The sequence below is a fragment of the Nocardioides iriomotensis genome, from assembly GCF_004168035.1.
In the GTDB taxonomy this organism is placed as follows: Bacteria; Actinomycetota; Actinomycetes; order Propionibacteriales; family Nocardioidaceae; genus Nocardioides_B; species Nocardioides_B iriomotensis.
Genome location: NZ_SDPU01000018.1, coordinates 98,320 through 119,889, shown reverse-complemented (window position 1 = coordinate 119,889; position 21,570 = coordinate 98,320). Strand labels below are relative to the sequence as shown.

19 protein-coding genes are annotated in these 21,570 nt (G+C 72.7%); 3 read left to right on the top strand and 16 right to left on the bottom strand.

All coding sequences use genetic code 11. The features are described from left to right. Window positions 1–100: 100 nt before the first annotated feature. From ETU37_RS06410 to ETU37_RS06385, 6 genes are all read right to left on the bottom strand, one after another. A complete protein-coding gene (locus tag ETU37_RS06410; protein ID WP_129986420.1) occupies window positions 101–880 on the bottom strand; it encodes a mycofactocin-coupled SDR family oxidoreductase in 780 nt (259 codons plus the stop codon). Between the two features lie 5 nt (window positions 881–885). Next, on the bottom strand, window positions 886–2,082 hold the full coding sequence (gene mftD, locus ETU37_RS06405; RefSeq protein ID WP_129986419.1) for a pre-mycofactocin synthase MftD: 1,197 nt from the start codon (window positions 2,080–2,082) through the stop codon (window positions 886–888). Window positions 2,083–2,170: 88 nt separating this feature from the next. Further along, entirely contained in the window at window positions 2,171–2,935 is a 765-nt protein-coding gene (locus ETU37_RS06400; RefSeq protein ID WP_240755572.1) for an SRPBCC family protein, read from the bottom strand. Between the two features lie 5 nt (window positions 2,936–2,940). Then, window positions 2,941–3,795 carry an FAD binding domain-containing protein gene (locus ETU37_RS06395; protein WP_129986418.1) on the bottom strand — a complete coding sequence of 285 codons (855 nt, stop codon included), beginning with the start codon at window positions 3,793–3,795 and terminating at the stop codon, window positions 2,941–2,943. Next, window positions 3,792–6,278, bottom strand: a complete 2,487-nt coding sequence (locus ETU37_RS06390) for a xanthine dehydrogenase family protein molybdopterin-binding subunit (RefSeq protein ID WP_129986417.1) — start codon at window positions 6,276–6,278, stop codon at window positions 3,792–3,794. The genes ETU37_RS06395 and ETU37_RS06390 overlap by 4 nt, the downstream gene beginning before the upstream one ends. Further along, window positions 6,275–6,739 carry a (2Fe-2S)-binding protein gene (locus ETU37_RS06385; RefSeq protein ID WP_129986416.1) on the bottom strand — a complete coding sequence of 155 codons (465 nt, stop codon included), beginning with the start codon at window positions 6,737–6,739 and terminating at the stop codon, window positions 6,275–6,277. Before ETU37_RS06385 ends, ETU37_RS06390 begins: the two co-directional genes overlap by 4 nt. Window positions 6,740–6,917: 178 nt before the next feature. Between ETU37_RS06385 and ETU37_RS06380 the strand changes: the two genes are divergently transcribed. Continuing rightward, window positions 6,918–8,273: an MFS transporter gene (locus tag ETU37_RS06380; protein ID WP_129986415.1), complete on the top strand. Its 1,356-nt coding sequence runs from the start codon at window positions 6,918–6,920 to the stop codon at window positions 8,271–8,273. Here ETU37_RS06380 and ETU37_RS06375 read toward each other — a convergent pair. From ETU37_RS06375 to ETU37_RS06335, 9 genes are all read right to left on the bottom strand, one after another. Continuing rightward, window positions 8,174–9,406 carry a transcriptional regulator gene (locus ETU37_RS06375; protein ID WP_129986414.1) on the bottom strand — a complete coding sequence of 411 codons (1,233 nt, stop codon included), beginning with the start codon at window positions 9,404–9,406 and terminating at the stop codon, window positions 8,174–8,176. The genes ETU37_RS06380 and ETU37_RS06375 overlap by 100 nt on opposite strands. After that, the gene (locus ETU37_RS06370; RefSeq protein WP_129986413.1) at window positions 9,406–10,539 is read right to left on the bottom strand and encodes an XdhC family protein; all 1,134 of its coding nucleotides are present in this window, start codon (window positions 10,537–10,539) and stop codon (window positions 9,406–9,408) included. The genes ETU37_RS06375 and ETU37_RS06370 overlap by 1 nt, the downstream gene beginning before the upstream one ends. Further along, a complete protein-coding gene (locus ETU37_RS06365; RefSeq protein WP_129986412.1) occupies window positions 10,532–11,707 on the bottom strand; it encodes a vWA domain-containing protein in 1,176 nt (391 codons plus the stop codon). The genes ETU37_RS06370 and ETU37_RS06365 overlap by 8 nt, the downstream gene beginning before the upstream one ends. Then, window positions 11,704–12,600, bottom strand: a complete 897-nt coding sequence (locus ETU37_RS06360) for an AAA family ATPase (protein ID WP_129986411.1) — start codon at window positions 12,598–12,600, stop codon at window positions 11,704–11,706. Before ETU37_RS06360 ends, ETU37_RS06365 begins: the two co-directional genes overlap by 4 nt. 13 nt (window positions 12,601–12,613) lie before the next feature. Continuing rightward, entirely contained in the window at window positions 12,614–13,210 is a 597-nt protein-coding gene (locus ETU37_RS06355; protein WP_129986410.1) for a nucleotidyltransferase family protein, read from the bottom strand. Beyond that, window positions 13,207–14,304, bottom strand: coding sequence for a dipeptidase (locus ETU37_RS06350; RefSeq protein WP_129986409.1), 1,098 nt, complete (start codon window positions 14,302–14,304; stop codon window positions 13,207–13,209). The genes ETU37_RS06355 and ETU37_RS06350 overlap by 4 nt, the downstream gene beginning before the upstream one ends. Window positions 14,305–14,308: 4 nt before the next feature. After that, the gene (locus tag ETU37_RS23830) at window positions 14,309–15,052 is read right to left on the bottom strand and encodes a GntR family transcriptional regulator (RefSeq protein WP_276319672.1); all 744 of its coding nucleotides are present in this window, start codon (window positions 15,050–15,052) and stop codon (window positions 14,309–14,311) included. Between the two features lie 122 nt (window positions 15,053–15,174). Further along, window positions 15,175–17,727, bottom strand: coding sequence for an ABC transporter permease (locus tag ETU37_RS06340; RefSeq protein WP_129986407.1), 2,553 nt, complete (start codon window positions 17,725–17,727; stop codon window positions 15,175–15,177). Continuing rightward, the gene (locus ETU37_RS06335) at window positions 17,727–18,467 is read right to left on the bottom strand and encodes an ABC transporter ATP-binding protein (protein ID WP_240755583.1); all 741 of its coding nucleotides are present in this window, start codon (window positions 18,465–18,467) and stop codon (window positions 17,727–17,729) included. Before ETU37_RS06335 ends, ETU37_RS06340 begins: the two co-directional genes overlap by 1 nt. A gap of 300 nt (window positions 18,468–18,767) precedes the next feature. Here ETU37_RS06335 and ETU37_RS06330 point away from each other — a divergent pair, with 300 nt between their 5' ends. Together ETU37_RS06330 and ETU37_RS06325 are read left to right on the top strand one after the other, a co-directional pair. Continuing rightward, the gene (locus tag ETU37_RS06330; protein WP_129986405.1) at window positions 18,768–19,403 is read left to right on the top strand and encodes an alpha-ketoglutarate-dependent dioxygenase AlkB; all 636 of its coding nucleotides are present in this window, start codon (window positions 18,768–18,770) and stop codon (window positions 19,401–19,403) included. A 4-nt stretch (window positions 19,404–19,407) separates the two neighbouring features. Next, window positions 19,408–19,752: a hypothetical protein gene (locus tag ETU37_RS06325; RefSeq protein ID WP_129986404.1), complete on the top strand. Its 345-nt coding sequence runs from the start codon at window positions 19,408–19,410 to the stop codon at window positions 19,750–19,752. 73 nt (window positions 19,753–19,825) lie between these two features. On the opposite strand, the gene groL is transcribed toward ETU37_RS06325, so the two are convergent. Then, window positions 19,826–21,451: a chaperonin GroEL gene (gene groL, locus ETU37_RS06320; RefSeq protein ID WP_129986403.1), complete on the bottom strand. Its 1,626-nt coding sequence runs from the start codon at window positions 21,449–21,451 to the stop codon at window positions 19,826–19,828. Window positions 21,452–21,570: the final 119 nt, after the last annotated feature.

Sequence of the window (21,570 nt, the reverse complement as noted above, 5' to 3'; positions counted from 1 at the left end):
CGCCCCCGACTCCCCAGGCTAGGGACCGGGCGGGGCCGGGACACCCGCCGCGTGACGGGCGTCACCTACCCGAACGGGTAGGTACGAGTCGACGCCACGGTCACGCGAAGCCTCCGTCGGCGGCGACGACCGAGCCGTTCAGCACCCGCCCTTCCGGGCCGCAGCAGTGCCGGATCGTGGCCGCCACCTCGGCCGGGGTGAGCGGCTCCCGGAGCAGCTGGTGGCCGGCCAGCGCCGCCGGGTCGTCGATCCCGTAGAGCCCGGCCGTCGCGGCCAGCATCGCCGTGTCCGTCGCTCCCGGCGAGACCGCGACCGCCGTGACCCCGGTGCCGACCAGGTCGGCCGCGAGGCCCCGGACGAGGCCGACCACGGCGTGCTTGACGACGGTGTACGCCGACAGCGCGTAGAGGCCCCGCGATCCCGCCGCCGACGCCACCGCGACGAATCGGCCGCGGCCCGGGTCGGGACCCGCCAGCATCGCCGGTACGGCGGCAGCGGCGGTGTGCCAGACGCCCCGGAGGTCGACGTCCCAGAGCAGGTCGAGGTCGCGCGCCGGCGTCTCCCACAGCGGCCGTCCCCCCGCGATCACGGCGGCAGCGGCGACGGCAGCGTCGAGCCGCCCCCAGCGCGCCACGGCGGCGTCGACGGCGGCGTGCACCGCGGCCGCGTCGCGCACGTCGGCGACCCACGGCAGCACCCGGTCGCCGTACGGCTCGACGACGGCGTCCAGGTCCTGGCGCGACGCCAGCGGGTAGCCGACCGTGCCGTCGTCGCCGGCGCACGCGTCGAGCGCGACGACCTGGTACCCGTCGTCGGCCAGCGCCGCCACCGTGGCCGCGCCGATCCCGCGCGCGGCGCCGGTGACCAGCGCGACGGGCATCCCGGTCAGGCCGTCCGCGGCACGCCGAGCTCGCGGGTGAAGCCGGTGGGCACGAGCACGTCGTCCGGGGTCAGGTCGTGGATCGAGGAGTGGCCGAGACCGAGCAGCGCCGAGTCGATGCCGCCGCGCAGGACGTCGAGGACGTTCTCGACACCGGCCTGGCCGTTGGCGGCGAGCCCCCACAGGTAGGCGCGCCCGATCATCACCGCCTTGGCGCCCAGCGCGACCGCCTTGACCACGTCGCTGCCGCGCCGCACGCCGCCGTCGAGCAGGACGTCGGCCTGGTCGCCGACGGCCCTGGCGATCGAGGGCAGCACCCGGATCGGCGCGGGCGTGCCGTCGAGGTTGTTGCCGCCGTGGTTGGACACCGAGATCCCGGTCGCGCCGGCGTCGACGGCGCGCAGGGCGTCGTCGACCCGGCAGACACCCTTGAGCAGGAACGGCCCGCCCCACTCCTGCACCATCCACGCGACGTCCTCCCAGGACGGCGGCTCGGACGTCATCCACTGGCCGTAGGCGCCGAAGAAGGTCGGTGCCGGCCCGCCGCTGCCGTCCCCCTCGACCAGGTTGGGCGTGGTCAGGTCGGGGATCTGCCCGCTCCGCGCGAAGTCGCGCAGCCAGCGCGGCCGGCGCAGCACCTCGGGCGCGAACCTCGCCATCGTCCGCAGGTCGAGCCTCTCGGGGATCGACGGGCTGCCCCAGTCGCGGCCGTGAGAGAACGACCAGTCGAGCGTGACGATGAGACCGACCGCGCCGGCGTCGCGGGCGCGCTGCATGCGGGCGGCCATCGAGTCCTTTCCGTTCATCCAGTACATCTGGAAGAAGGTCTGCGGGTTCGCGGCCACGACCTCCTCGACGGGCTTGGACGCGAACGACGACAGGCCGATCGCGGTGCCGCGTGCGGCGGCGGCGCGGGCGACGGCGACCTCGCCGTCGGGGTGCACCGCCTGGACGCCGGTCGGCGAGATCACGACGGGCAGCGAGATGTCCTGCCCCAGCACGCGGGTGCCGGTCTCGCGCTTGGCGCTCAGCCCGGCGACGTGCGGGGCGAAGCCGAGCTCGGCGAAGGCACGGGTGTTGTCGTCGTACGACGCGCCGGCCTCGGAGCCCGCGAGCAGCGCGCTGTACACCGACGGCGGCAGCCGCTTCTTCGCCCGTCGCTGGGCCTCCGCCACCGTCTCGAACCAGCCGTTCGCGCCCATGTCAGCCCTCTCTGTCGTCGACGTGATCGACGCTAGTGAGGGCTGACCGGGTGCAGCACTCTCCGATCGGGCGGGCCGACCTGGCAGGTCAGCGGCGCAGGATCCGCCAGATGACGAGGAGGACCAGCAGCCCGCCGAGGGCCTGCTTCCAGTACGTCTTCGCCAGGATCGGCAGGACGGTGGCGCCGAGGTCGAGCGCATCGTCGTCGTCGGGTGCCGGGACCGCGCGCGGCGACTCCGCCCGGGGCGCCGAGGCACGCGGTGGCGCCGGGGCCGAGGGCGCGGCGGGCGACGCGGGCGGCGGCGTCTCGGCACCCGCGGGCTCGACCGCCTCGACGGCGGGCTCGCCCGTGGGTGGTGCGGGGGTGCCGACCGTGCCGGTGTCGCCGGGCGGTCCGCCGCCTCCGACCTTCTGCTCCAGGCAAGCGACGAACTGGCCGAGGAGCTTGTCGGACACGTCCTGGATCACGCCGCGGCCGAACTGCGCCGGCTTGCCGGTGATCGCCAGGTCGGTGACGACGGTGACCTCGGTCGACCCGGCGCCGCCGGCCTCGGCGAACGACGCGGTGACCTTCGCGCCCGCCGTGCCGTTGCCGCGCTTGTCCTTGCCCTTGGCGTCGACGACGAACCGCTTGGCCGCCTCGTCCTTCTCCACGAACGTGCCGGAGCCGTTGTAGACCAGGGCGATCGGCCCGAGCTTGACCTTGCACGAGCCCTGGAAGTCGTCGCCCTCGACCGAGGTGACGGTGGCACCCGGGAAGCACCCGGCCACCGACTCGATGTCCTGGAACGCCTCCCAGGTCTCGTCGACGCCCGCCGGCACCGTGAAGCTGTGCGTGAGCTCCATGCCCATAGGCGTCAGCCTCCGGCGGCGGCGAGCACGGCCCGCCGGGTCAGGACCGTGGCGAGGTGCCGCCGGTAGTCGGCGTCGCCGTTGAGGTCGCTCGGCGGGTTGGTGCCCTCGCCCGCCGACGCCGCGGCCGCGCGGACCGCCTCGTCGGTGGCCGGCTGACCGACCAGCGCCTGCTCGACGGACGTGGCGCGCAGCGGCGTCGAGCCCATGTTGGTCAGGCCGACCCGGGCCTCGCTGATCGTGCCGCCGTCGACCTTGACCGCGGCGCCGATGGCGACGATCGGCCACTGGTGCGCGACGCGCACGAACTTCTCGTAGTGCGCGCCCCAGCCGGTCTTCTTCGGGATCCGCACCTCGGTGAGCAGCTCGTCGTCCTCGATCGCCGTGGTGAACAGGTCGACGAAGAAGTCGCTGGCCGCCACGGTGCGGGTGCCGCCCGAGCCGGCGATCACGAACTCCGCGTCGAGGGCGAGCGCCGGGGCCCCGAGGTCGCCCGCGGGGTCGGCGTGGGCGAGCGCCCCTCCGAACGTGCCGCGGTGCCGGATCTGCGGGTCGGCCACCTCGGTGACCGCCTTGGTGATCAGCGTGGCGTGCTCGCGGACCAGGGGGTCGGCCTGCACGTCGGCGTGGGTGGTCATCGCCCCGATGACGATGGCGTCGCCGTCGTCGCGGATGCCGCGCAGCGCGTCGATCCGGCCGAGGTCGATGATCACCTCCGGCGCGTTGAGCCGCATCCGCAGCACCGGCAGCAGGCTCTGCCCGCCCGCGATGACCTTGGCGTCGTCGCCGGCATCGGCGAGTGCAGACAGCGCCTCCTCGACGGAGGTGGGGGCGACGTAGTCGAACTTGGCGGGAATCACTGCGCACCTCCGGCCGTGTCGTCGGCGCCGGCCGTGCGGTCGGCGACGTCCTGCTCGTCGAAGTGGGGAGCGGCGTCCCCGGGTGTCGGCGTGCCTCCGCCCTGGTCGTGCGCGTGGATCGCCTTCCAGATGCGGGCCGGCGTGCAGGGCATCTGCACGTCGTCGACGCCGAAGTGCCGGATCGCGTCGACGACGGCGTTGACGACGGCCGGGGTCGAGGCGATCGTGCCGGCCTCGCCGACGCCCTTGGTGCCGAGCGTGTTGGTCAGCGACGGCGACGTCGTGTGGGCGGTGTCGAAGCTGATCGTGTCGGCCGCGGTCGGCACCAGGTAGTCGACGAACGACGCCGAGACGAGCGTGCCGGCCTCGTCGTGCACGGCCTCCTCGAACAGCGCCTGCGCGATGCCCTGGACGAGACCGCCGTGCACCTGCCCGGAGACGATGAGCGGGTTGACGATGTTGCCGATGTCGTCGACGCAGACGTACTTGCGCATCTTCACGCCGCCGGTCTCGGTGTCGATCTCGACCGCGCACAGGTGGGTGCCGTGCGGGAACGAGAAGTTCACCGGGTCGTACGTCGCGTCGCTGTCGAGCGACGGCTCCACGCCGTCGGGCAGGTTGTGGGCGGCGAACGTCGCGAGCGCGACCTCGCCGATCGCCATGCCCTTGTCGGTGCCCTTGACGCTGAACTTGCCGCCGCTGAACTCCAGGTCGTCCGCGGAGGCCTCGAGCAGGTGCGCCGCGATCGGCTTGGCCTTCTCGACCACCTTGTCGGCGGCCTTGACCAGCGCCTCGCCGCCGACGACCAGCGACCGCGAGCCGTAGGTGTCGAGGCCCTTGTGCGCGATCTGCGTGTCACCGTGCAGCACCTCGACGTCCTCGAACGCGACGCCGAGCCGGTCGGCCACGATCTGCGACCAGGCGGTCTCGTGCCCCTGGCCGTGCGCGGACGCCCCGGTGATGACCTCGACCTTGCCGGTCGGCAGCATCCGCACCGACGCGTGCTCCCAGCCGCCGGCGCCGTAGTCGAGCGAGCCCAGCACGCGCGACGGCGCGAGCCCGCACATCTCGGTGAACGTCGAGACGCCGATGCCGAGCTGGACCGGGTCGCCGCTGTCGCGGCGGCGCTGCTGCTCGGCCCGGAGCTCGTCGTACCCGAACATCTCCTTGGCCTTGGCGGTGGCGGCCTCGTAGTTGCCGGAGTCGTACTCCAGGCCGCACACGGTAATGAACGGGAACTCCTCGTGCTTGATCCAGTTCTTCTCCCGGACCTCCAGCGGGTCGACGCCGAGCTCGACCGCCAGCTCGTCCATGAGCCGCTCGATCGCGAACGTCGCCTCGGGCCGGCCGGCGCCGCGGTAGGCGTCGGTCCAGGTCTTGTTGGTCAGGACGGTCTGGCAGTTGAACTGGTACGCCGGGAACTTGTAGATCGCGTTGAACATGAACGCGCCGAGCACCGGTACGCCGCCGCCGACGAGCGAGATGTAGGCGCCCATGTCGGCGAGCAGCTCGACCTTGAGGCCGGTGACCGTGCCGTCCTTGGTCGCCGACAACGTGAGCTTCTGCCACTGGTCGCGGCCGTGGTGGCCGGCCATCAGCGACTCGGAGCGCGTCTCGGTGTACTTGCACGGCTTGCCCAGGCGGCGGGCGGCCATGAACGTGGCCCACTCCTCCGGCGTGGTCTGCAGCTTTCCGCCGAAGCCGCCGCCGACGTCGGGCGCGATGACCCGGATCTTCGCCTCGGAGACGCCGAGCACGGCGGCCATGAGGAAGCGCAGGATGTGCGGGATCTGGGTCGCCGACCACACCGTGATCTGCTCGCCGGTCGGGTCGACGACGACCGAGCGGGGCTCCATGAAGGCGGGGATGAGCCGCTGCTGGCGGTACTCCCGCTCGATCACGATGCCGTCCCCGCGGGCCTTCTCGATCGCCTCGTCGACGTTCCCGCCCGTGCCGGCCTCGGCGGAGTCGAACTTCCAGAACGCCGACTTGTTGGTGCCCAGGTCGGGGTGGGCCAGCGTGGTGTCGTTGGCGGCGTCCTTGAGGTCGAGCGCCGCGGGCAGCTCCTCGTAGTCGACGTCGACGAGCTCGGCGGCGTCGCGGGCCTCGGCCGCGGAGCGCGCGACGACGACGGCGACGATCTCGCCGGCGAACGCGACCCGGTCGACGGCGATCGAGGGGTGCGGGGGTGCCTTCTGGTCGGGGGTGATCGGCCAGGCGTTGGGCAGGCTGCCCTGCTCGTCCTTGACGTCCTCGCCGGTCAGCACGGCGACGACGTTGGTGGCGGCCTTGGCCTCGCTGGTGTCGATGCTGGTGATCCGCGCGTGCGCGAAGGGGCTGCGCACCATCGCGAGGTGCAGCATGCCGGGCAGCTGGATGTTGTCGGTCCAGCGGGTCCGCCCGGTGATGAGGCGCTGGTCCTCCTTGCGGCGGCGGTCGCGTCCGACCTCGCCCGACGACGTGCGCTCCTGGGTGGCGGTCACTGGGCACCTCCCGCGGCGGTCTGCACGGCCTTCACGATGTTGTGGTAGCCGGTGCACCGGCAGAGGTTGCCCTCGAGCCCGGTGCGGATCTCCTCCTCGGAGGGGTTCGGGTTGTCGTTGAGCAGGTCGATCGACTGCATGATCATGCCGGGCGTGCAGTAGCCGCACTGCAGGGCGTGGCACTCGTGGAAGGCCTTCTGCACCGGGTGCAGCTCGCCGTCCTGGGCCAGCCCCTCGACGGTGGTGACCTCGTGGCCGTCGGCCTGGACGGCGAGCATGTTGCAGGACTTCACGCTCCTGCCGTCGACGTGGACGGTGCAGGCGCCGCAGTTGCTCGTGTCGCAGCCGACGACGGTGCCCGTCTTGCCGAGCCGCTCGCGCAGGTAGTGGACGAGCAGCATGCGTGGTTCGACGTCGTCGGCGTACTTCGCGCCGTCGACGGTCACTTCGATCTTGGTCATCAAGACACCCCTGGAGGACGTGCGTCGGACTGGTCGGTCGCGCGCTGCGGCGGCGCCGCAGATGTGACGCCCGCCACGCTATGACGGCGAGGTTGGCGAAAGGTTGGCGCCAATCCCGCCGGGGTGACATCGCTGCGACGTCTTGACGACACCACACTGATGTCGTGATGATGCCGGAATGACGTCACGCTCCCGGCTGGTCTCCGTCCTGCGGCAGCGCCGCGACCTGCGGCTGCTCCTCGCCGCCAACGTCGTGTCCCTGTGCGGCGACTGGGTGCTCGGCATCGGGATCGCCTACGCCGTCTACGACCTGACCGGCTCGACCCTCGCCTCGGCGGGCAGCCTGCTCGCGGCGTTCCTGCCCCAGGTGCTGGTCGGGCCGGTCGCCGGCGTCCTCGTCGACCGCTGGGACCGGCGCCGCACGATGGTCGGCGCCAACCTGGCGATGGCCCTCGCGGTGCTCCCGCTGGTGCTGGTCGGCGACGCCTCGACGGTCTGGCTGCTCTACCCGCTGCTGGTCCTGCAGTCGGTCGTCGAGGTGTTCTTCGCACCGGCCGAGCAGGCGTTCCTGCCGCGGCTCGTGCCGGACGACGAGCTGGTCACCGCCAACGCGCTCAACGCCCAGGCCGGCCAGGTCGCGCGCCTGGTCGGCGGCGCCCTCGGCGGTGTCGCCGCGGCGGCCGGCGGCATCCCGGCGGTGGCGCTGCTCGACGTGGCGACGTTCCTGGTCTCCGCGCTGCTGATCTCCCGCATCCGTACGTCCGGGCGCGTGCCCGCCGAGCCGGAGGGCGCCGACGCGGTCGCTGCGGTCGAGCGTCGGCTCACCCGCTTCCGGACCGAGCTGGTCGAGGGCCTCCAGGTCGTGCGCGGGTCACGCGTGCTCGTGGTGGTCCTCGTCTTCGCCCTGATCACGAGCACCGGCGAGGGGATCATGGGCACGCTGTTCGCCCCCTTCGTCAACGACGTGCTGGGCGGCAGCGGCCAGGCCTACGGCGTCATCAGCGGATCGCAGGCGATCGGCGGCATCGTCGGCGGGCTGGTCGCCGCGAGCATCGGCCACCGCCTGTCCCCCGTGCTGCTGCTCGGAGCCGGCGCGATGGTGTTCGGTGCGGTCGACCTCGCGATCTTCCTGTACCCGCTCGCACTCGGCGAGATCTGGTGGCCGGCCGTCCTGGGCATGGTGCTGGTCGGGCTGCCGGGTGCGCTGACGATGGCGGGCTACACGACGCTGTTCCAGCGGGCGACAGCCGACGCGTCGCGCGGCCGGGCGTTCAGCCTGGTGGCGCTGTGCCGCACCGTCGCGGTGCTGGTCGGCACCACGCTGGCGGGGTTCCTCGGCGAGCAGGTCGGCATCCTGCCGGTGCTGGCGTTCCAGGGCGTGGGGTACGTCGTGGCCGGCGCGATGGTGCTGCTGGTGCTCCGCGCGAGCGACGGTCAGGCCCGGGACGAGGCCAGCCGCGCGAGCAGCAGTGGCCGCGCCGGGTGGCGCTCGGGCAGCGACGCCAGCGCGACCTCGACGACCTCGGTGTCGTAGGGCGCGAGCGAGCTGTAGCGCAGCACGGCGCCCGGCGTCGGCCGCGCGAGCAGCGCCTCACGCACCGCGACCGCGACGAAGTCGGCGAGCTCGGCGAGCGCCGGCGAGGTGGTGCCGGGGAGCAGGTCGCCCCCGAACGCCTCGACGGCGGCGTCGGTCTCGCCGGCGCGGAGCAGGTCGAGCACCCGGTCGACGTCGGTGTCGACGGGCATCATCAGCCGGTAGGGGCGCGAGGCGAGCTGGCCGCCCAGCGCGCTGCGCAGGTGGGAGATCTCCGCCTTGAGCGTCGACGTGGTCACCGCGGCGTCGCCGTAGAGCAGCGCGTGCATCTGCTCCAGCGAAAGCCCGTCGGGGTGCAGCGCGAGCAGCGCCAGGATCTCGGACTGCCGCCGGGTGACGAGCAGGCGCTGCCCGTCGAGCACCACCTCGACCCGGCCGAGCAGGGTGAGCTCGAGCCCGGCGTTGAGGGACGCGCCCGCCCCGCGCCGCCGCCCGATCGGCGGGGCCGTGGGCAGGGCGTTCTCGAGCAGCCGGGCCATCACCCGCGCGGTCGCGAGGCCGATCGGGTGGGTGCGGTCCCAGGTGGTCGACAGGTCGATGACGCCGAGCTGCTCGCCGGTGACGGGGTCGTGCACCGGCGCCGCCCAGCACACCCAGTTGTGCACGATCGGCGCGAAGTGCTCGGCGCTGAACACCATCGACGGCTTCGCGTTGACGTTGGCCAGCGCGAGCGCGTTGGTGCCGACGGCGGTCTCGCCCCAGCGGCCGCCGGCCACGAAGTTCACCGACTCGGCCTTGCGGCGCATCACGCGACCGCCGTACGTCCAGAGGATGCGGGTGTCGGCGTCGGTCACGGCGAGCACGAGGTCGCCGTCGTCGGCGGTGCGGCGCAGCTCCTCCTCGATCCGGCTGACCGCCACGGACAGCGGCGACTCCGCGTAGAACGTGCGGGTGTCGTCCTCGTCGGCCATCGGCGCCTCGGCCACGTCGGGGGTGATCGCGCTGCCCGAGCGCTGCCAGGAGCTGAGGATCTCGGGCCGCACCTCGTCGCCGTCCCCGCCCTCGACGAACGCGGTCCAGGCCCGCACCGCGTCGACGCGCTGCGCCTGGAGCTCGTCCCGGACGGTGGTCATCAGTGGTGGATCCGGTCGTCGAGGGCGGCCAGCCGTTGCCCGCCGCCGCCCCACTGCAGGGCGATGATCTCGGCGGCGATGCTGACCGCGGTCTCCTCGGGCGTGCGGGCGCCGAGGTCGAGCCCGATGGGCGACGACAGGCGCGCGATCTCGTCGTCGGTGACGCCGGCCTCCTGCAGCCGCTTGAGCCGGTCGTCGTGGGTGCGCCGCGACCCCATCGCGCCGACGTACCCGACCTCGGGCAGCCGGAGCGCCACCTCGAGCAGGGGGACGTCGAACTTCGGGTCGTGGGTCAGCACGCAGACGACGGTACGGCGGTCGACGCGGCCGGCCCCGGCCTCCGCGGCGAGGTACTTGTGCGGCCACTGCACGACGACCTCGTCGGCGGCCGGGAAGCGGCTGTTGGTCGCGAAGACGGGCCGGGCGTCGCAGACGGTGACGTGGTAGCCGAGGAACCCGCCGATGCGGGCGACCGCCGCCGCGAAGTCGATCGCGCCGAACACCAGCATCCGCGGCGGCGGCGCGAACGCCCACACGAACACGCGCATGCCCTCGCCCCGCCGCTCGCCCTCGGGGCCGTAGGTGAGGGTCTGGTGGTGGCCGGCGGCGAGCAGCCCGCGCACGTCGTCGACGACGGCGTCGTCGGCCCGGTCCGCACCGAGCGAGCCCTCGACGGGCGCGGCGCCCTCGACGTCGGCGGGACGCACGATGACGCGCCGCCCGACCCGCGCCGGGTCGGGGTGCTCGACGATCGTCGCGACCGCGACCGGGCGGCCGGCCTGGATGTCCGCCGCGATGCCGCCGAGCTCGGGGAACGTCTGCTGGTTCACCTTCTCGACGAAGACGTCGAGGATGCCGCCGCAGGTGAGGCCGACGGCGAAGGCGTCGTCGTCGCTGACGCCGTACCGCTGGAGGACGGGCGTGCCGTCGGTGACGACGGACTGGCCGAGGTCGTAGACCGCGCCCTCGACGCAGCCGCCGGACACCGAGCCGACCGCCTCGCCGGACGGCCCGACGAGCATCGACGCGCCGGGCGGGCGGGGCGCGGACCGGAAGGTCGCGACGACCGTCCCCACGCCCACCGTCTCGCCGGCCCGCCACCACCGCAGCAGCTCGGGAAGCACCTCACGCATCGGCCACCACCTCGATCAGCTCCGCGAACGCCGCCAACGAGTGCCCCGCGACGAAGTGGTCGACGTGGTCGAGGGCGGCGACGATCCCCTGCTGCACCGGCTGGTACCCGGGACGCCCGACGTGCGGGTTGACCCACACGACGGCGTGCGCGAGGTCGTGCAGCCGGCGCATCTGTGCGGCGAGCAGCGCGGTGTCGCCGCGCTCCCAGCCGTCGCTGAACACGACCACGACGGCGCCACGCGCGAGCCCGCGCTGGCCCCAGCGGTCGAGGAAGATCCGCAGCGTCTCGCCGAGCCGGGTGCCCCCGGACCAGTCGGGGACGGTCCGGCCGGCGGCGACGATCGCCTGGTCGGGGTTGCGCAGCCGCATCGCGCGGGTGACCCGGGTGAGCCGGGTGCCGACGGTGAAGACCTCGGTGGTGGCGCCGGTCGTCGTCACGAACCGGTGCGCGAGCCGCAGCAGCGCGTCGGCGTACGGGCTCATCGAGCCGGACACGTCGACGAGCAGCACCACCCGGCGCGGCTTGGTCGCGCGGCGGCGCCAGGCGATCTCGGCCGGCTCGCCCATCCGTTGCAGGGACCGGCGCATCGTGCGCCCGGCGTCGACGTCGCCGCGGTGCCAGGCCTGCCGGCGGTGCGCCCGGCGTCGTGGCGCCCGCGGCCGCAGCAGGTCGAACAGCAGCGCGAGCCGGGCCCGGTCGTTGGCGTTCATGTCGCCGATGTCGCGGTGCCGCAGCACCTCCACGTCGCTGGCCCGCGCACGCAGCGGGTCGTCGTCGGCCGGGTCGCCGTCGCCGGTCCCACCCTCGTCGTCGAGGGCCGCGCGGGTCTGCGGCGGCCGCGGCTCGGACGGCTTGCGGCCGGTCGGCTGGTCGTCGCCGAGGAACCACGCCGTGAACACCTGGTCGTAGCGGTCGAGGTCGTCGGGGCAGCCGCAGAGCGTGGCCCGGCCGGCCCAGTAGGTCGCCTTCCGGTCGCCGAGCCCGACGACCGCGGTGGCGGCGAGGAACGCCTGGGCCCGGTCCATCGTGACGGGCACGCCGGAGGCGCGGAGCGCGCGGGTGAAACCGAGGAGGAGCTCGTCCGCCTCGTGCACCAACCGCTCTGGCTGGTCGAGCCTGCGCCGTCCTGAGCCTGTCGAAGGGTCGAGACCACTCACCGTGCTCATGAGCGGAGGATCTTGTCCAGGGCCTGGCGGACGCGCTGGGCGTCCTCGCGGTACTTCACGACGGCCCCGAGCGTCGCGGCGGCGGTGGCGACGTCGAGGTCGCGGGTGCCGAGCCGGTGCAGAGCCCGGGCCCAGTCGAGCGTCTCGGCGACGCCGGGCGGCTTGAGCAGCTGCTCGTCGGCGCGGAGCTGCTGCACGACGCCGACGACCTGCTCGGCGAGCTGCGCCGGCACCTCCGGCGCCCGGGTGCGGAGGATCTCGACCTCGCGCGCGAAGCTCGGGTGCTCGACCCAGTGGTACAGGCAGCGCCGCTTGAGGGCGTCGTGGATCTCGCGGGTCCGGTTCGACGTCAGCACGACGACCGGCGGCCGGGCGGCGGTGACGGTGCCGAGCTCGGGGATGCTCACCTGGTACGTCGAGAGCACCTCGAGCAGGAACGCCTCGAACTCGTCGTCGGCGCGGTCGATCTCGTCGACCAGCAGCACGGCGGGCGCCTCGCGCAGCGCGCGCAGCACCGGCCGCGCGAGCAGGAACCGCTCGTCGAACAGCGAGGACTCGGCCTTGTCGACGTCGATCGCCTCACCGGCCGCCTCCAGCGTGCGCAGGTGCAGGATCTGGCGGGGGAAGTCCCAGTCGTACAACGCCTGGGTGGCGTCGATCCCCTCGTAGCACTGCAGCCGCACCAGCGGCGCGTCGAGGGCCGCCGCCAGCGCCTCCGCCAGCGCGGTCTTGCCGGTGCCCGGCTCGCCCTCGAGCAGCAGGGGGCGCTGCATCTCCAGGGCCAGGAAGGCGATCGTCGCCAGGGACTCGTCGGCGAGGTAGCCGCTCTCGCCGAGGCGCGCGGCCAGGTCCGCCGCCGAGGCGAACCCCCCGGGCTCCGCACCGGTGCTCATAGGTCGAGCGTACTCACGGTCCGATCTGGTCGGGGGTGTCGACGTCACGCCCCGTCGCGAGGTCGCCGCACTCGACGTCGACCACGTCGCGGTCGCGCAGGTAGTCGCGCGCTCCCCGGTCGCCGCTCGCGGTGTCGGCGATCCCGGCCCAGTGGGCGCGACCGAGCAGCACAGGGTGGCCCGGCGTCCCGTCGTACGACGCCCGCGCGAGGACGTCCGTCCCGCTACCGCGGTCGAGGACGCGCGCGGCGACCGCCTCGTCGACGTCGGGCAGGTCCACGAGCGACACGAGCACGGCGGTGACCTCGCGAGGCGCCGCGTCGAGCGCGCGGAGACCGGCGCGCAGCGACGCGCCCATCCCCTCGGCCCAGTCGTCGGCGACGACCACGTCGACGGCGTCGTCGTCGCACCAGCCGGCCACGTCGAGCAGGGCGCGCACGTCGTCGGCGGCAGCCCCGAGCACGACGGTCACGCGCTCGCAGCCACCGTCGAGCAGCCGGCCGATCGCGCGGTCGACGAAGGGCACGCCGCGCTGGTCGCGCACCAGCGCCTTGGGCGTGCCCATGCGACGTCCGGCCCCGGCGGCGAGCAGCAGGCCGGCGACGCTCATCGTGCGACGGACTCCATGTCGTGCATCGCGCGCAGCACGTTGCGGGACCCGATCGCGTGCAGGTCGGCCTCGGCGTAGCCGCGCGAGCGCAGCTCGTCCCACAGCAGCGGGTAGCCGCCGACGTCCTCCATCCCGGCCGGGAAGTTCGAGGCGCCGTCGTAGTCGCCGCCGATACCGACGTGCGCGAGACCCGCGACCTCCCGGACGTGGTCGACGTGGTCGGCGACCTCGGCGACGGTCGGCGGCGCGGGCGCGACGTCGGTGCGCTCACGCATGATCGGGTCGACGTCGTCGAAGCTGCGCTCGTCGAGCCCGCGCTCCCGTGCGACGGCCAGGCAGTCGTCGTACCAGTCGACCCAGGCCTGGCTGACGAAGAACGACGGGAAGCTGACCATGCACACGCCGCCGTTGGTGGCGAGCGAGCCGAGCACGTCGTCGGGGACGTTGCGCACGTGTCCGGCGACCGAGCGGGCCGAGCTGTGGCTGAAGATCACCGGCGCGGTCGTCTCGTCGAGCGCCTGACGCATCACGTCGTCGGAGACGTGGGAGAGGTCGACGAACATGCCGAGCGCGTTCATCTCGCGCACCACCGCGCGGCCGAAGTCGCTCAGCCCGCCGAGCACGCGGTGGTCGGTGGCGGAGTCGGCCCACGGGACGTTCTGGTTGTGGGTCAGCGTCATGTAACGCGCGCCGCGCTCGTGCATCGAGCGCAGCGTGTCGAGGGACGAGTCGATCGAGTGGCCGCCCTCCATGCCCATCAGCGACGCCACCCGGCCGTCGGCCATCGCGGCCTCGGTCTCGGCCGCCGTACGGCAGACGGTGAAGTGCTGCGGGTACGCCGCGGCCAGGGCGTGCACGAAGTCGATCTGCTCCTCGGTCGCCTTGACGGCGTCGGGACCGGGCAGGTCGCCGGGCACGTAGACGGACCAGAACTGGCCGACGACACCACCCTTCGCCAAGCGGGGTACGTCGGTGTGCACGGACGGCTCACCACCGACGATGTCGACCGCACCGAGGTCGTAGGCGCAGTGGTCGCGCAGCGTCCAGGGCAGGTCGTTGTGACCGTCGACGACGGGGACGGGAGCAGCGGTCACAGGCTCACCGGTTGCGGGTGACCGGGTTGTTCGGGCGCGAGAGCGGCATCCAGAGGGTGTAGCGGTCGGCCCGGAACGTCGAGCGGGACACCTCGATCGCGATGCTGCCCGCGAAGGCGCGGCGAGCGATCCGCAGCACGGGCTGCCCGGGCTGGATGCCGAGCAGCTCGGCCTCCTCGGGCCGCGAGAGGGCGGCGTCGACGGAGTCCTCGCCCCAGGTGGGGAGCAGGTCGCGCCGGCGGAGCTCGTCGTACAGGCTCTCCGGGAGCGGCTGGTCGAGGAAGTTCGGCAGGATGCTGTCCGCGAGGTAGGCGTCCTCGATGCACATCGGCGCCGAGTCGGCGAGCCGGAGCCGCTGCCAGTGCACGACCTTCGCGCCCTCGGGAATCTCCAGCGCGCGGGCGACGCCGGGCCCGGCGGCCTCCATCCGGGCGAGCAGCGTGCGCGCGCCGGCCTTCATGCCGCGCCGGCCCATCTCCTCGGTGTAGCTCGACAGCCGCACCTGCACGTCGATCTTGGCGCGGGCGACAAAGGTGCCGCGGCCGGGGACGCGCTCGAGGAGTCCTTCGGAGACCAGGGCGTCGAGGGCCTGGCGGACCGTCATCCGGGCGACGCCGAAGTGCTGGACGAGCTCGCGCTCCGACGGTGCCGGGCTGCCCGGTTCGGCACCCTGGATCAGCCCCCGGACGTATTCCCGGACCTGCACGTGCTTGTGCACGGTCTGGCGTGGTCGCTCTGGAGTCGCCACGTCGCCCATCGCACCTCCCTCGACTCGTTCCCACCTTAGCCGTATTGAGCTCGGTGGTGGAGCGCCGAAAGGGGGCGCGACGGGCGACCGTGAGCAGCCTTTACCTGAGATTTCCTGCGCGTCTACTCCGTGGCGATCGCCTGGAGCACGTCGAGACGCGCCGCGCGACGTGCCGGGAACACGGCCGCCAGCACTCCGACAAAACCGGCGGCGAGGACGTAACCGACCAGCTGCAGCGTCGGCACCGTGATCACCTCGAGCCCCTCGTCGGCCAGCGACGACATCAGCGCGAGCCCGAAGACCAGGCCCATCCCGACACCGAGGACCGCACCGAGCACGGCGATCGCGATCGCCTCGAGCCGGATCATGCGACGCAGCTGGGAGCGGCCGAGACCGATCGCCCGGAGCAGGCCCACCTCGCGGGTCCGTTCGATGACCGACAGCGCCAGCGTGTTGATGATGCCGAGCACGGCGATCACCAGGGCCAGCCCGAGCAGTGCGTAGATCAGCAGCAGCATCTGGTCGATCGGCGCGCGCTGCTCCTCGGCGAAGCCCTGCTGGTCCTTGACCGTGACCGTGGGCAGCTCGGCGGTCTGCTCCTCGATGGTGCGCTGGAGCGCGGCCACGTCGGCGCCGGGCTCGGTCTGGATCAGCAGGTAGTTGTCGGCCGCCTGGAAGCCCGCGTCGGCGAGCGTGGAGAGCGTCAGCGTGTACGGGTAGAACAGCACCGTGTTGTTGTCGGTGGTGTAGATGCCCGCGACCTCGAGGTCCTCCTTGCCGTTGGGGAAGGAGATCGTGACGGTGTCGCCGACGCCGACGTTCTCGTCCTCCGCGCGGCTGTCGGAGATCAGCACCTTGCCGTCGTCGAGGTCGGTCAGCTCGCCCTCGACCATCGGCACGTTGGCGGCCGCGCGCAGCGACGTCGGGTCGACGCCCATCACGCCCTGACCGTCGCCGTCGACCTGCGCGATGGCGTAGCGCAACCGGCTCACCGACGCGACGCCGTCGGTCTTCTCGATCTTGTCGGCGATCGACGTCGAGAACGGCACCCCGATCACGTTGGAGACGACGAGGTCGCCGTAGAAGTTCTCCTCGATGGTCTTGTCCACGCTGTCCTTGGCCGACGAGCCGAGGATCGACATCGTGGTGACCAGCGCGAGCCCGATCATCAGCGCGGAGGCGGTGGCCGCCGTACGCCGCGGGTTGCGCAGGGCGTTCTGCCCGGCGAGCGTGCCGACGGAGCCGTAGATGCGCCGGTAGAGCACCGCGGCCAGCCCGACCACCGGCCGGCTGATCACCGGGCTGGCGGCCGCGACACCGAGCAGCACCGCGAGGATGCCGCCACCGACCCACCAGCCCGGTCGGGGGATGTCGCTGACGAGGCCGGCGACCATGGCCGCGCCACCGCCGACGATCAGCGCGGCGCCGGCGACGAGCCGCCAGTGCAGCGCCGACTCCGGCATCGCCACGTCGTCGCGCAGGGCGGCGACGGGTGGGATCCGGGCCGAGCGACGGGCGGGGATGTACGCCGCCACGACGGTGACCAGGATGCCGACGGCGTACGCCGCGATCGGCGTACGCGCCGCGATGATCAGGTCCTGGCCGCTGAGGTCGAGGCCGAACGTCGCGAACAGTGCGCGGATGCCCATCGCGAGCAGCACGCCGAGGCCCAGGCCGATCGTCGAGCCGACCGCGCCGAGCACGACCGCCTCGAACATCACCGACCGGGTCACCTGCCGGCGCGAGGCGCCGATCGCGCGGAGCAGGGCGAGCTCGCGGCTGCGCTGGGCGACCAGGATCGAGAACGTGTTGACGATGAGGAACGAGCCGACGACCAGCGCGATGCCCGCGAAGATCAGCAGGAACGTGCTCAGGAACGAGATCGCCTCGACCAGCTCGGACGCCGCCTCGTCGGCGGCGGTGTCGCCGGTGACGGCCTCGAACCCGGCCGGCAGCGCCGCGGCGACGTCGTCGCGCAGCTCCTCCTGGCTGACCCCCTCGTCGGCGGTGACCCAGACGTCGTTGAACGCGTCCTTGCCGCCGACGAAGAGGTCCTGCGCGGTCGTGGTGTCGAAGACCGTGATGGTCGCGCCGTTGGTGGAGCCGCCGTCGGCGAACTCGGCGATCCCGACCAGCGTGGGTCGGAGCACGGCCTCGGCGCTCGACGTCACGAGGTGGACGGTGTCGCCGATCTCGAAGCCGGCCCGCTCCGCCGTACCCGCGTCGAGGGCGACCTCGTCGCCGTTCCGCGGGGCGTGACCCTCGGTGATGGCGAGGCCCTCCAGGCCGTGCGCGGCCGGGGCGTCGCTCCAGTTGGCGCCGATGCCGGGGGCGCCCTGCCCGCCGATGACCTTGCCGTTCTCGCCCACCACGAAGGTGCTGAACGAGGAGACGTTGCCGTCGGCGCGGGCGGCGCCGTCGACCTCGGCGAGGTCGTCGACCAGGGAGGCGGGGACGGTGCGGGTGGTGGCCGGTCCGTCGTCGGCGCTCGTGCCCGTGGGGCGCACCACGACGTCGCCCACGGAGGAGGCGAAGATCGCGTCGAACGAGCGGCTCAGCGTGTCGGTGAAGATCAGGGATCCCGCGACGAACGCGACGCCGAGCACGATCGCGAACGTGCTCATCAGGAGGCGCAGCTTGCGCCCCATCAGTGACTTCCAGGCTGCCTTGAACATCAGGCCTGCGCCCCCGCGAGGCGGTCGAGCTGGCGGGCGTCCATGCGGGTCATCCGGTCCAGGACCGTCTCGCGGTCGGGCTCGCGGATCTCGTCGACGACCTTGCCGTCGGCGAGGAACACCACACGGTCGGTGAACGCCGCCGCGACCGGGTCGTGGGTGACCATGACGATGGTCTGGCCGAACTCGTCCACGGAACGACGCAGCAGGGTGAGCACCTCCGCGCCGGAGCGGCTGTCGAGGTTGCCGGTCGGCTCGTCGGCGAAGACGATCGCCGGCCGGCTCGCGAGCGCACGCGCCACGGCGACGCGCTGCTGCTGGCCGCCGGAGAGCTGGTTGGGGCGGTGGTCGAGACGGTCCTGGAGGCCGACGGTCTCGATGACCGTGCGGTACCAGTCGGCGTCGGGCTTGCGGCCGGCGATGGAGAGCGGCAGCAGGATGTTCTCCTCGGCGGTCAGCGTCGGCACCAGGTTGAACGACTGGAAGACGAACCCGATCTGGTCCCGCCGCAGCCGGGTCAGCTCCTTGTCCTTCAGCCTGGACAGGTCGGTGTCGCCGATGAGCACCGAGCCGCTGGTCGCGGTGTCGAGCGCGGCGCAGCAATGCATCAGGGTCGACTTGCCCGAGCCCGACGGGCCCATCACGGCGGTGAACTCGCCGCGGTGCAGGTCCAGGGTCACGTCGTCCAGCGCGACCACCTTCGCCTGGCCCGAGCCGTAGGTCTTGGTGAGGTTCTGCACCCGGGCGGCCGGCCCGGACGGTCTCGGGTCGGCCCCGGTGGGGTCCTGGGGGGTGGTGCTCGTGTCGGTCACGACGGTTCCTCTCTCGTCCCGGTCGCGCGGCCGTCCCAGGGCCGCGCGTCGTCGGGGACAACGATCTCGTGTACGCATCGCTCCCGACACTGGATTTCGCACCCCACGATCCCTGGTCCAGCCCTGATCCGACCCTGACGCGTCCGGGCGGTTCTCGTCGGGGTCATGGTGGTCCACAGCTCCCCTCGGGCACTAGAACATGTGTTCGAATCGACGTACCGTGGACCCATGACCGTCGACTTCCAGACCTCCCTCTTCGACGAGCCCGCCACCGACCGGGTCTCGGTCGGCGCGCTCGCCGGGGCGGTGCAGCGGCACCCGCTCGACCGCGGCGCCTGGGTCGACGTCCGGCCGGGCTGGCTGCGCGGCGCCGACGAGCTGTTCGCCCGGCTCGTGCGCGACGTGCCGTGGTACGCCGAACGCCGCCAGATGTACGACCGGGTCGTCGACGTCCCGCGCCTGCTGTGCTTCTACGGCGAGGACGACCCGCTGCCCGACCCCGCCCTCGTCGAGGCGCGCGAGACGCTGAGCCGGCACTACTCCCCCGAGCTCGGCGAGCCGTTCCGGACCTCCGGCCTGTGCTACTACCGCGACGGCCGCGACAGCGTGGCGTGGCACGGCGACACGATCGGACGGTCCAGGACCGAGGACACGATGGTCGCGATCGTCTCCCTCGGCGACACCCGGCGGCTCTCGCTGCGACCGCGGCTCGGTGGGGCGTCCATCTCGTTCGCCATGGGCCACGGCGACCTGCTGGTGATGGGCGGCTCCTGCCAGCGCACCTGGGAGCACGCCGTGCTCAAGACCAGTCAGGGGGTGGGCCCGCGGATCAGCATCCAGTACCGGCCCCGAGGCGTACGCTGACCCCATGGGTCGGCGCGAGCGCTGGACCCGTCGCACCCAGGGACTCCTCGGTCTGGTCTACGCCGCCTTCTGCGCCCTGGAGACCGTCGCCCACCTCGACGCGGGCCTGACCGGCCTGGGCTTCTGGTTCGGCTCGCTCGCGCTCGCGACCACCGGCGTGATCGGCGGGATGGTGCTGGTCGACCGCAACCCGGTGGTCGGTGACGTGCTGATCCTCATCGGCGCCGTGGTCGGCGTGCCCGCGACCGCCTGGACGATCCTCGTCCCGCTGCTCGCGGTGGCGGTCGTGCTGCTGACGGTCGTCGACGTCGGGTTCCGCGTCGACGCCCGCGCCGCCGCCGGCACCTGACGCCGAACACACGGGAGCCCCTGCCGTGCGGCAGGGGCTCCCAGGTGGTGCTGTGTCGCTGGTGCGGCGGGACTCAGAAGTCCATGCCGCCCATACCGCCGGACGGGTCGCCCATCGGGGCGGCCTTCTCCGGCTTGTCGGCCACGACGGCCTCGGTGGTGAGGAACAGCGCGGCGATCGACGCGGCGTTCTGCAGCGCCGAGCGGGTCACCTTGGCCGGGTCGATGATGCCCGTGGCGATCATGTCGACGTACTCGCCGGTGGCAGCGTTGAGACCGTGGCCGGCCTCGAGGTTGCGCACCTTCTCCGCCACGACGCCGCCCTCGAGACCGGCGTTGACCGCGATCTGCTTGAGCGGGGCCTCGGAGGCGAAGCGCACGATGGCGGCGCCGGTGGCCTCGTCACCCTCGAGCTCGAGCTTCTCGAACGCCTTGTCGGTGGCCTGGACGAGGGCGACGCCACCGCCGGCGACGATGCCCTCCTCGACGGCCGCCTTCGCGTTGCGAACAGCGTCCTCGATGCGGTGCTTGCGCTCCTTGAGCTCGACCTCGGTGGCCGCGCCGACCTTGATGACCGCAACGCCGCCGGCCAGCTTGGCCAGGCGCTCCTGCAGCTTCTCGCGGTCGTAGTCGGAGTCGCTCTTCTCGATCTCGGCGCGGATCTGGTTGACGCGACCGGCGATCTGGTCGGTGTCGCCCGCACCCTCGACGATGGTGGTCTCGTCCTTGGTCACGACGACCTTGCGCGCCTGACCCAGGAGCTCGACGCCGGTGCTCTCGAGCTTGAGGCCGACCTCCTCGGAGATGACCTGGCCACCGGTCAGGATCGCGATGTCCTGCAGCATGGCCTTGCGGCGGTCACCGAAGCCCGGAGCCTTGACGGCGACGGACTTGAAGGTGCCGCGGATCTTGTTGACCACGAGGGTCGACAGCGCCTCGCCGTCCACGTCCTCGGAGAGGATCAGCAGCGGCTTGCCGGACTGCATGACCTTCTCGAGGAGCGGCAGCAGGTCCTTGACGTTGGAGACCTTCTGGTTGGCGATCAGGATGTAGGGGTCCTCGAGGACCGTCTCCATCCGCTCGGCGTCGGTGACGAAGTAGGCCGAGATGTAGCCCTTGTCGAACCGCATGCCCTCGGTCAGCTCGAGGTCGAGCCCGAAGGTGTTCGACTCCTCGACGGTGATGACGCCTTCCTTGCCGACCTTGTCCATCGCCTCGGCGATGATCTCGCCGACCGAGGTGTCAGCAGCGGAGATCGAGGCCGTGGAGGCGATCTGCTCCTTGGTCTCGACGTCCTTCGCCATGCCGAGCAGCTGCTCGGACACGGCCTCGACGGCGCGCTCGATGCCGCGCTTCAGCGCCATCGGGTTGGCGCCGGCGGCGACGTTGCGCAGGCCCTCGCGGACCATGGCCTGGGCCAGGACGGTGGCCGTCGTCGTGCCGTCACCGGCAACGTCGTCGGTCTTCTTGGCGACCTCCTTGACCAGCTCGGCGCCGATCTTCTCGTAGGGGTCCTCGAGCTCGATCTCCTTGGCGATGGAGACACCGTCGTTGGTGATCGTGGGGGCGCCCCACTTCTTCTCCAGCACGACGTTGCGGCCCTTGGGGCCGAGAGTGACCTTGACGGCGTCGGCGAGCGTGTTCATGCCACGCTCCAGGCCGCGCCGGGCCTCCTCGTTGAACGCAATAAGCTTCGGCATAGCTCCCGCGAATCCTCACGCGTTGATGGGGGTGGTCCGGGCGATGCCCGCGACGGACGGCCCCGGCGAGACCGGCGGACCCTTCCCGCCGACGTCCGGGACCTCATCGGTCCGGTCCA

Bases quoted from the DNA above. Each gene is read 5' to 3' on its own strand.
- ETU37_RS06385 (WP_129986416.1), bottom strand. From the start codon at position 6,739: ATGACCAAGATCGAAGTGACCGTCGACGGCGCGAAGTACGCCGACGAC.
- ETU37_RS06340 (WP_129986407.1), bottom strand. From the start codon at position 17,727: ATGTTCAAGGCAGCCTGGAAGTCACTGATGGGGCGCAAGCTGCGCCTC.
- ETU37_RS06380 (WP_129986415.1), top strand. From the start codon at position 6,918: ATGACGTCACGCTCCCGGCTGGTCTCCGTCCTGCGGCAGCGCCGCGAC.
- ETU37_RS06365 (WP_129986412.1), bottom strand. From the start codon at position 11,707: ATGAGCACGGTGAGTGGTCTCGACCCTTCGACAGGCTCAGGACGGCGC.
- ETU37_RS06360 (WP_129986411.1), bottom strand. From the start codon at position 12,600: ATGAGCACCGGTGCGGAGCCCGGGGGGTTCGCCTCGGCGGCGGACCTG.
- ETU37_RS06400 (WP_240755572.1), bottom strand. From the start codon at position 2,935: ATGGGCATGGAGCTCACGCACAGCTTCACGGTGCCGGCGGGCGTCGAC.
- mftD (WP_129986419.1), bottom strand. From the start codon at position 2,082: ATGGGCGCGAACGGCTGGTTCGAGACGGTGGCGGAGGCCCAGCGACGG.
- ETU37_RS06375 (WP_129986414.1), bottom strand. From the start codon at position 9,406: ATGACCACCGTCCGGGACGAGCTCCAGGCGCAGCGCGTCGACGCGGTG.
- ETU37_RS06355 (WP_129986410.1), bottom strand. From the start codon at position 13,210: ATGAGCGTCGCCGGCCTGCTGCTCGCCGCCGGGGCCGGACGTCGCATG.
- ETU37_RS06330 (WP_129986405.1), top strand. From the start codon at position 18,768: ATGACCGTCGACTTCCAGACCTCCCTCTTCGACGAGCCCGCCACCGAC.
- ETU37_RS06410 (WP_129986420.1), bottom strand. From the start codon at position 880: ATGCCCGTCGCGCTGGTCACCGGCGCCGCGCGCGGGATCGGCGCGGCC.
- groL (WP_129986403.1), bottom strand. From the start codon at position 21,451: ATGCCGAAGCTTATTGCGTTCAACGAGGAGGCCCGGCGCGGCCTGGAG.
- ETU37_RS06370 (WP_129986413.1), bottom strand. From the start codon at position 10,539: ATGCGTGAGGTGCTTCCCGAGCTGCTGCGGTGGTGGCGGGCCGGCGAG.
- ETU37_RS06325 (WP_129986404.1), top strand. From the start codon at position 19,408: ATGGGTCGGCGCGAGCGCTGGACCCGTCGCACCCAGGGACTCCTCGGT.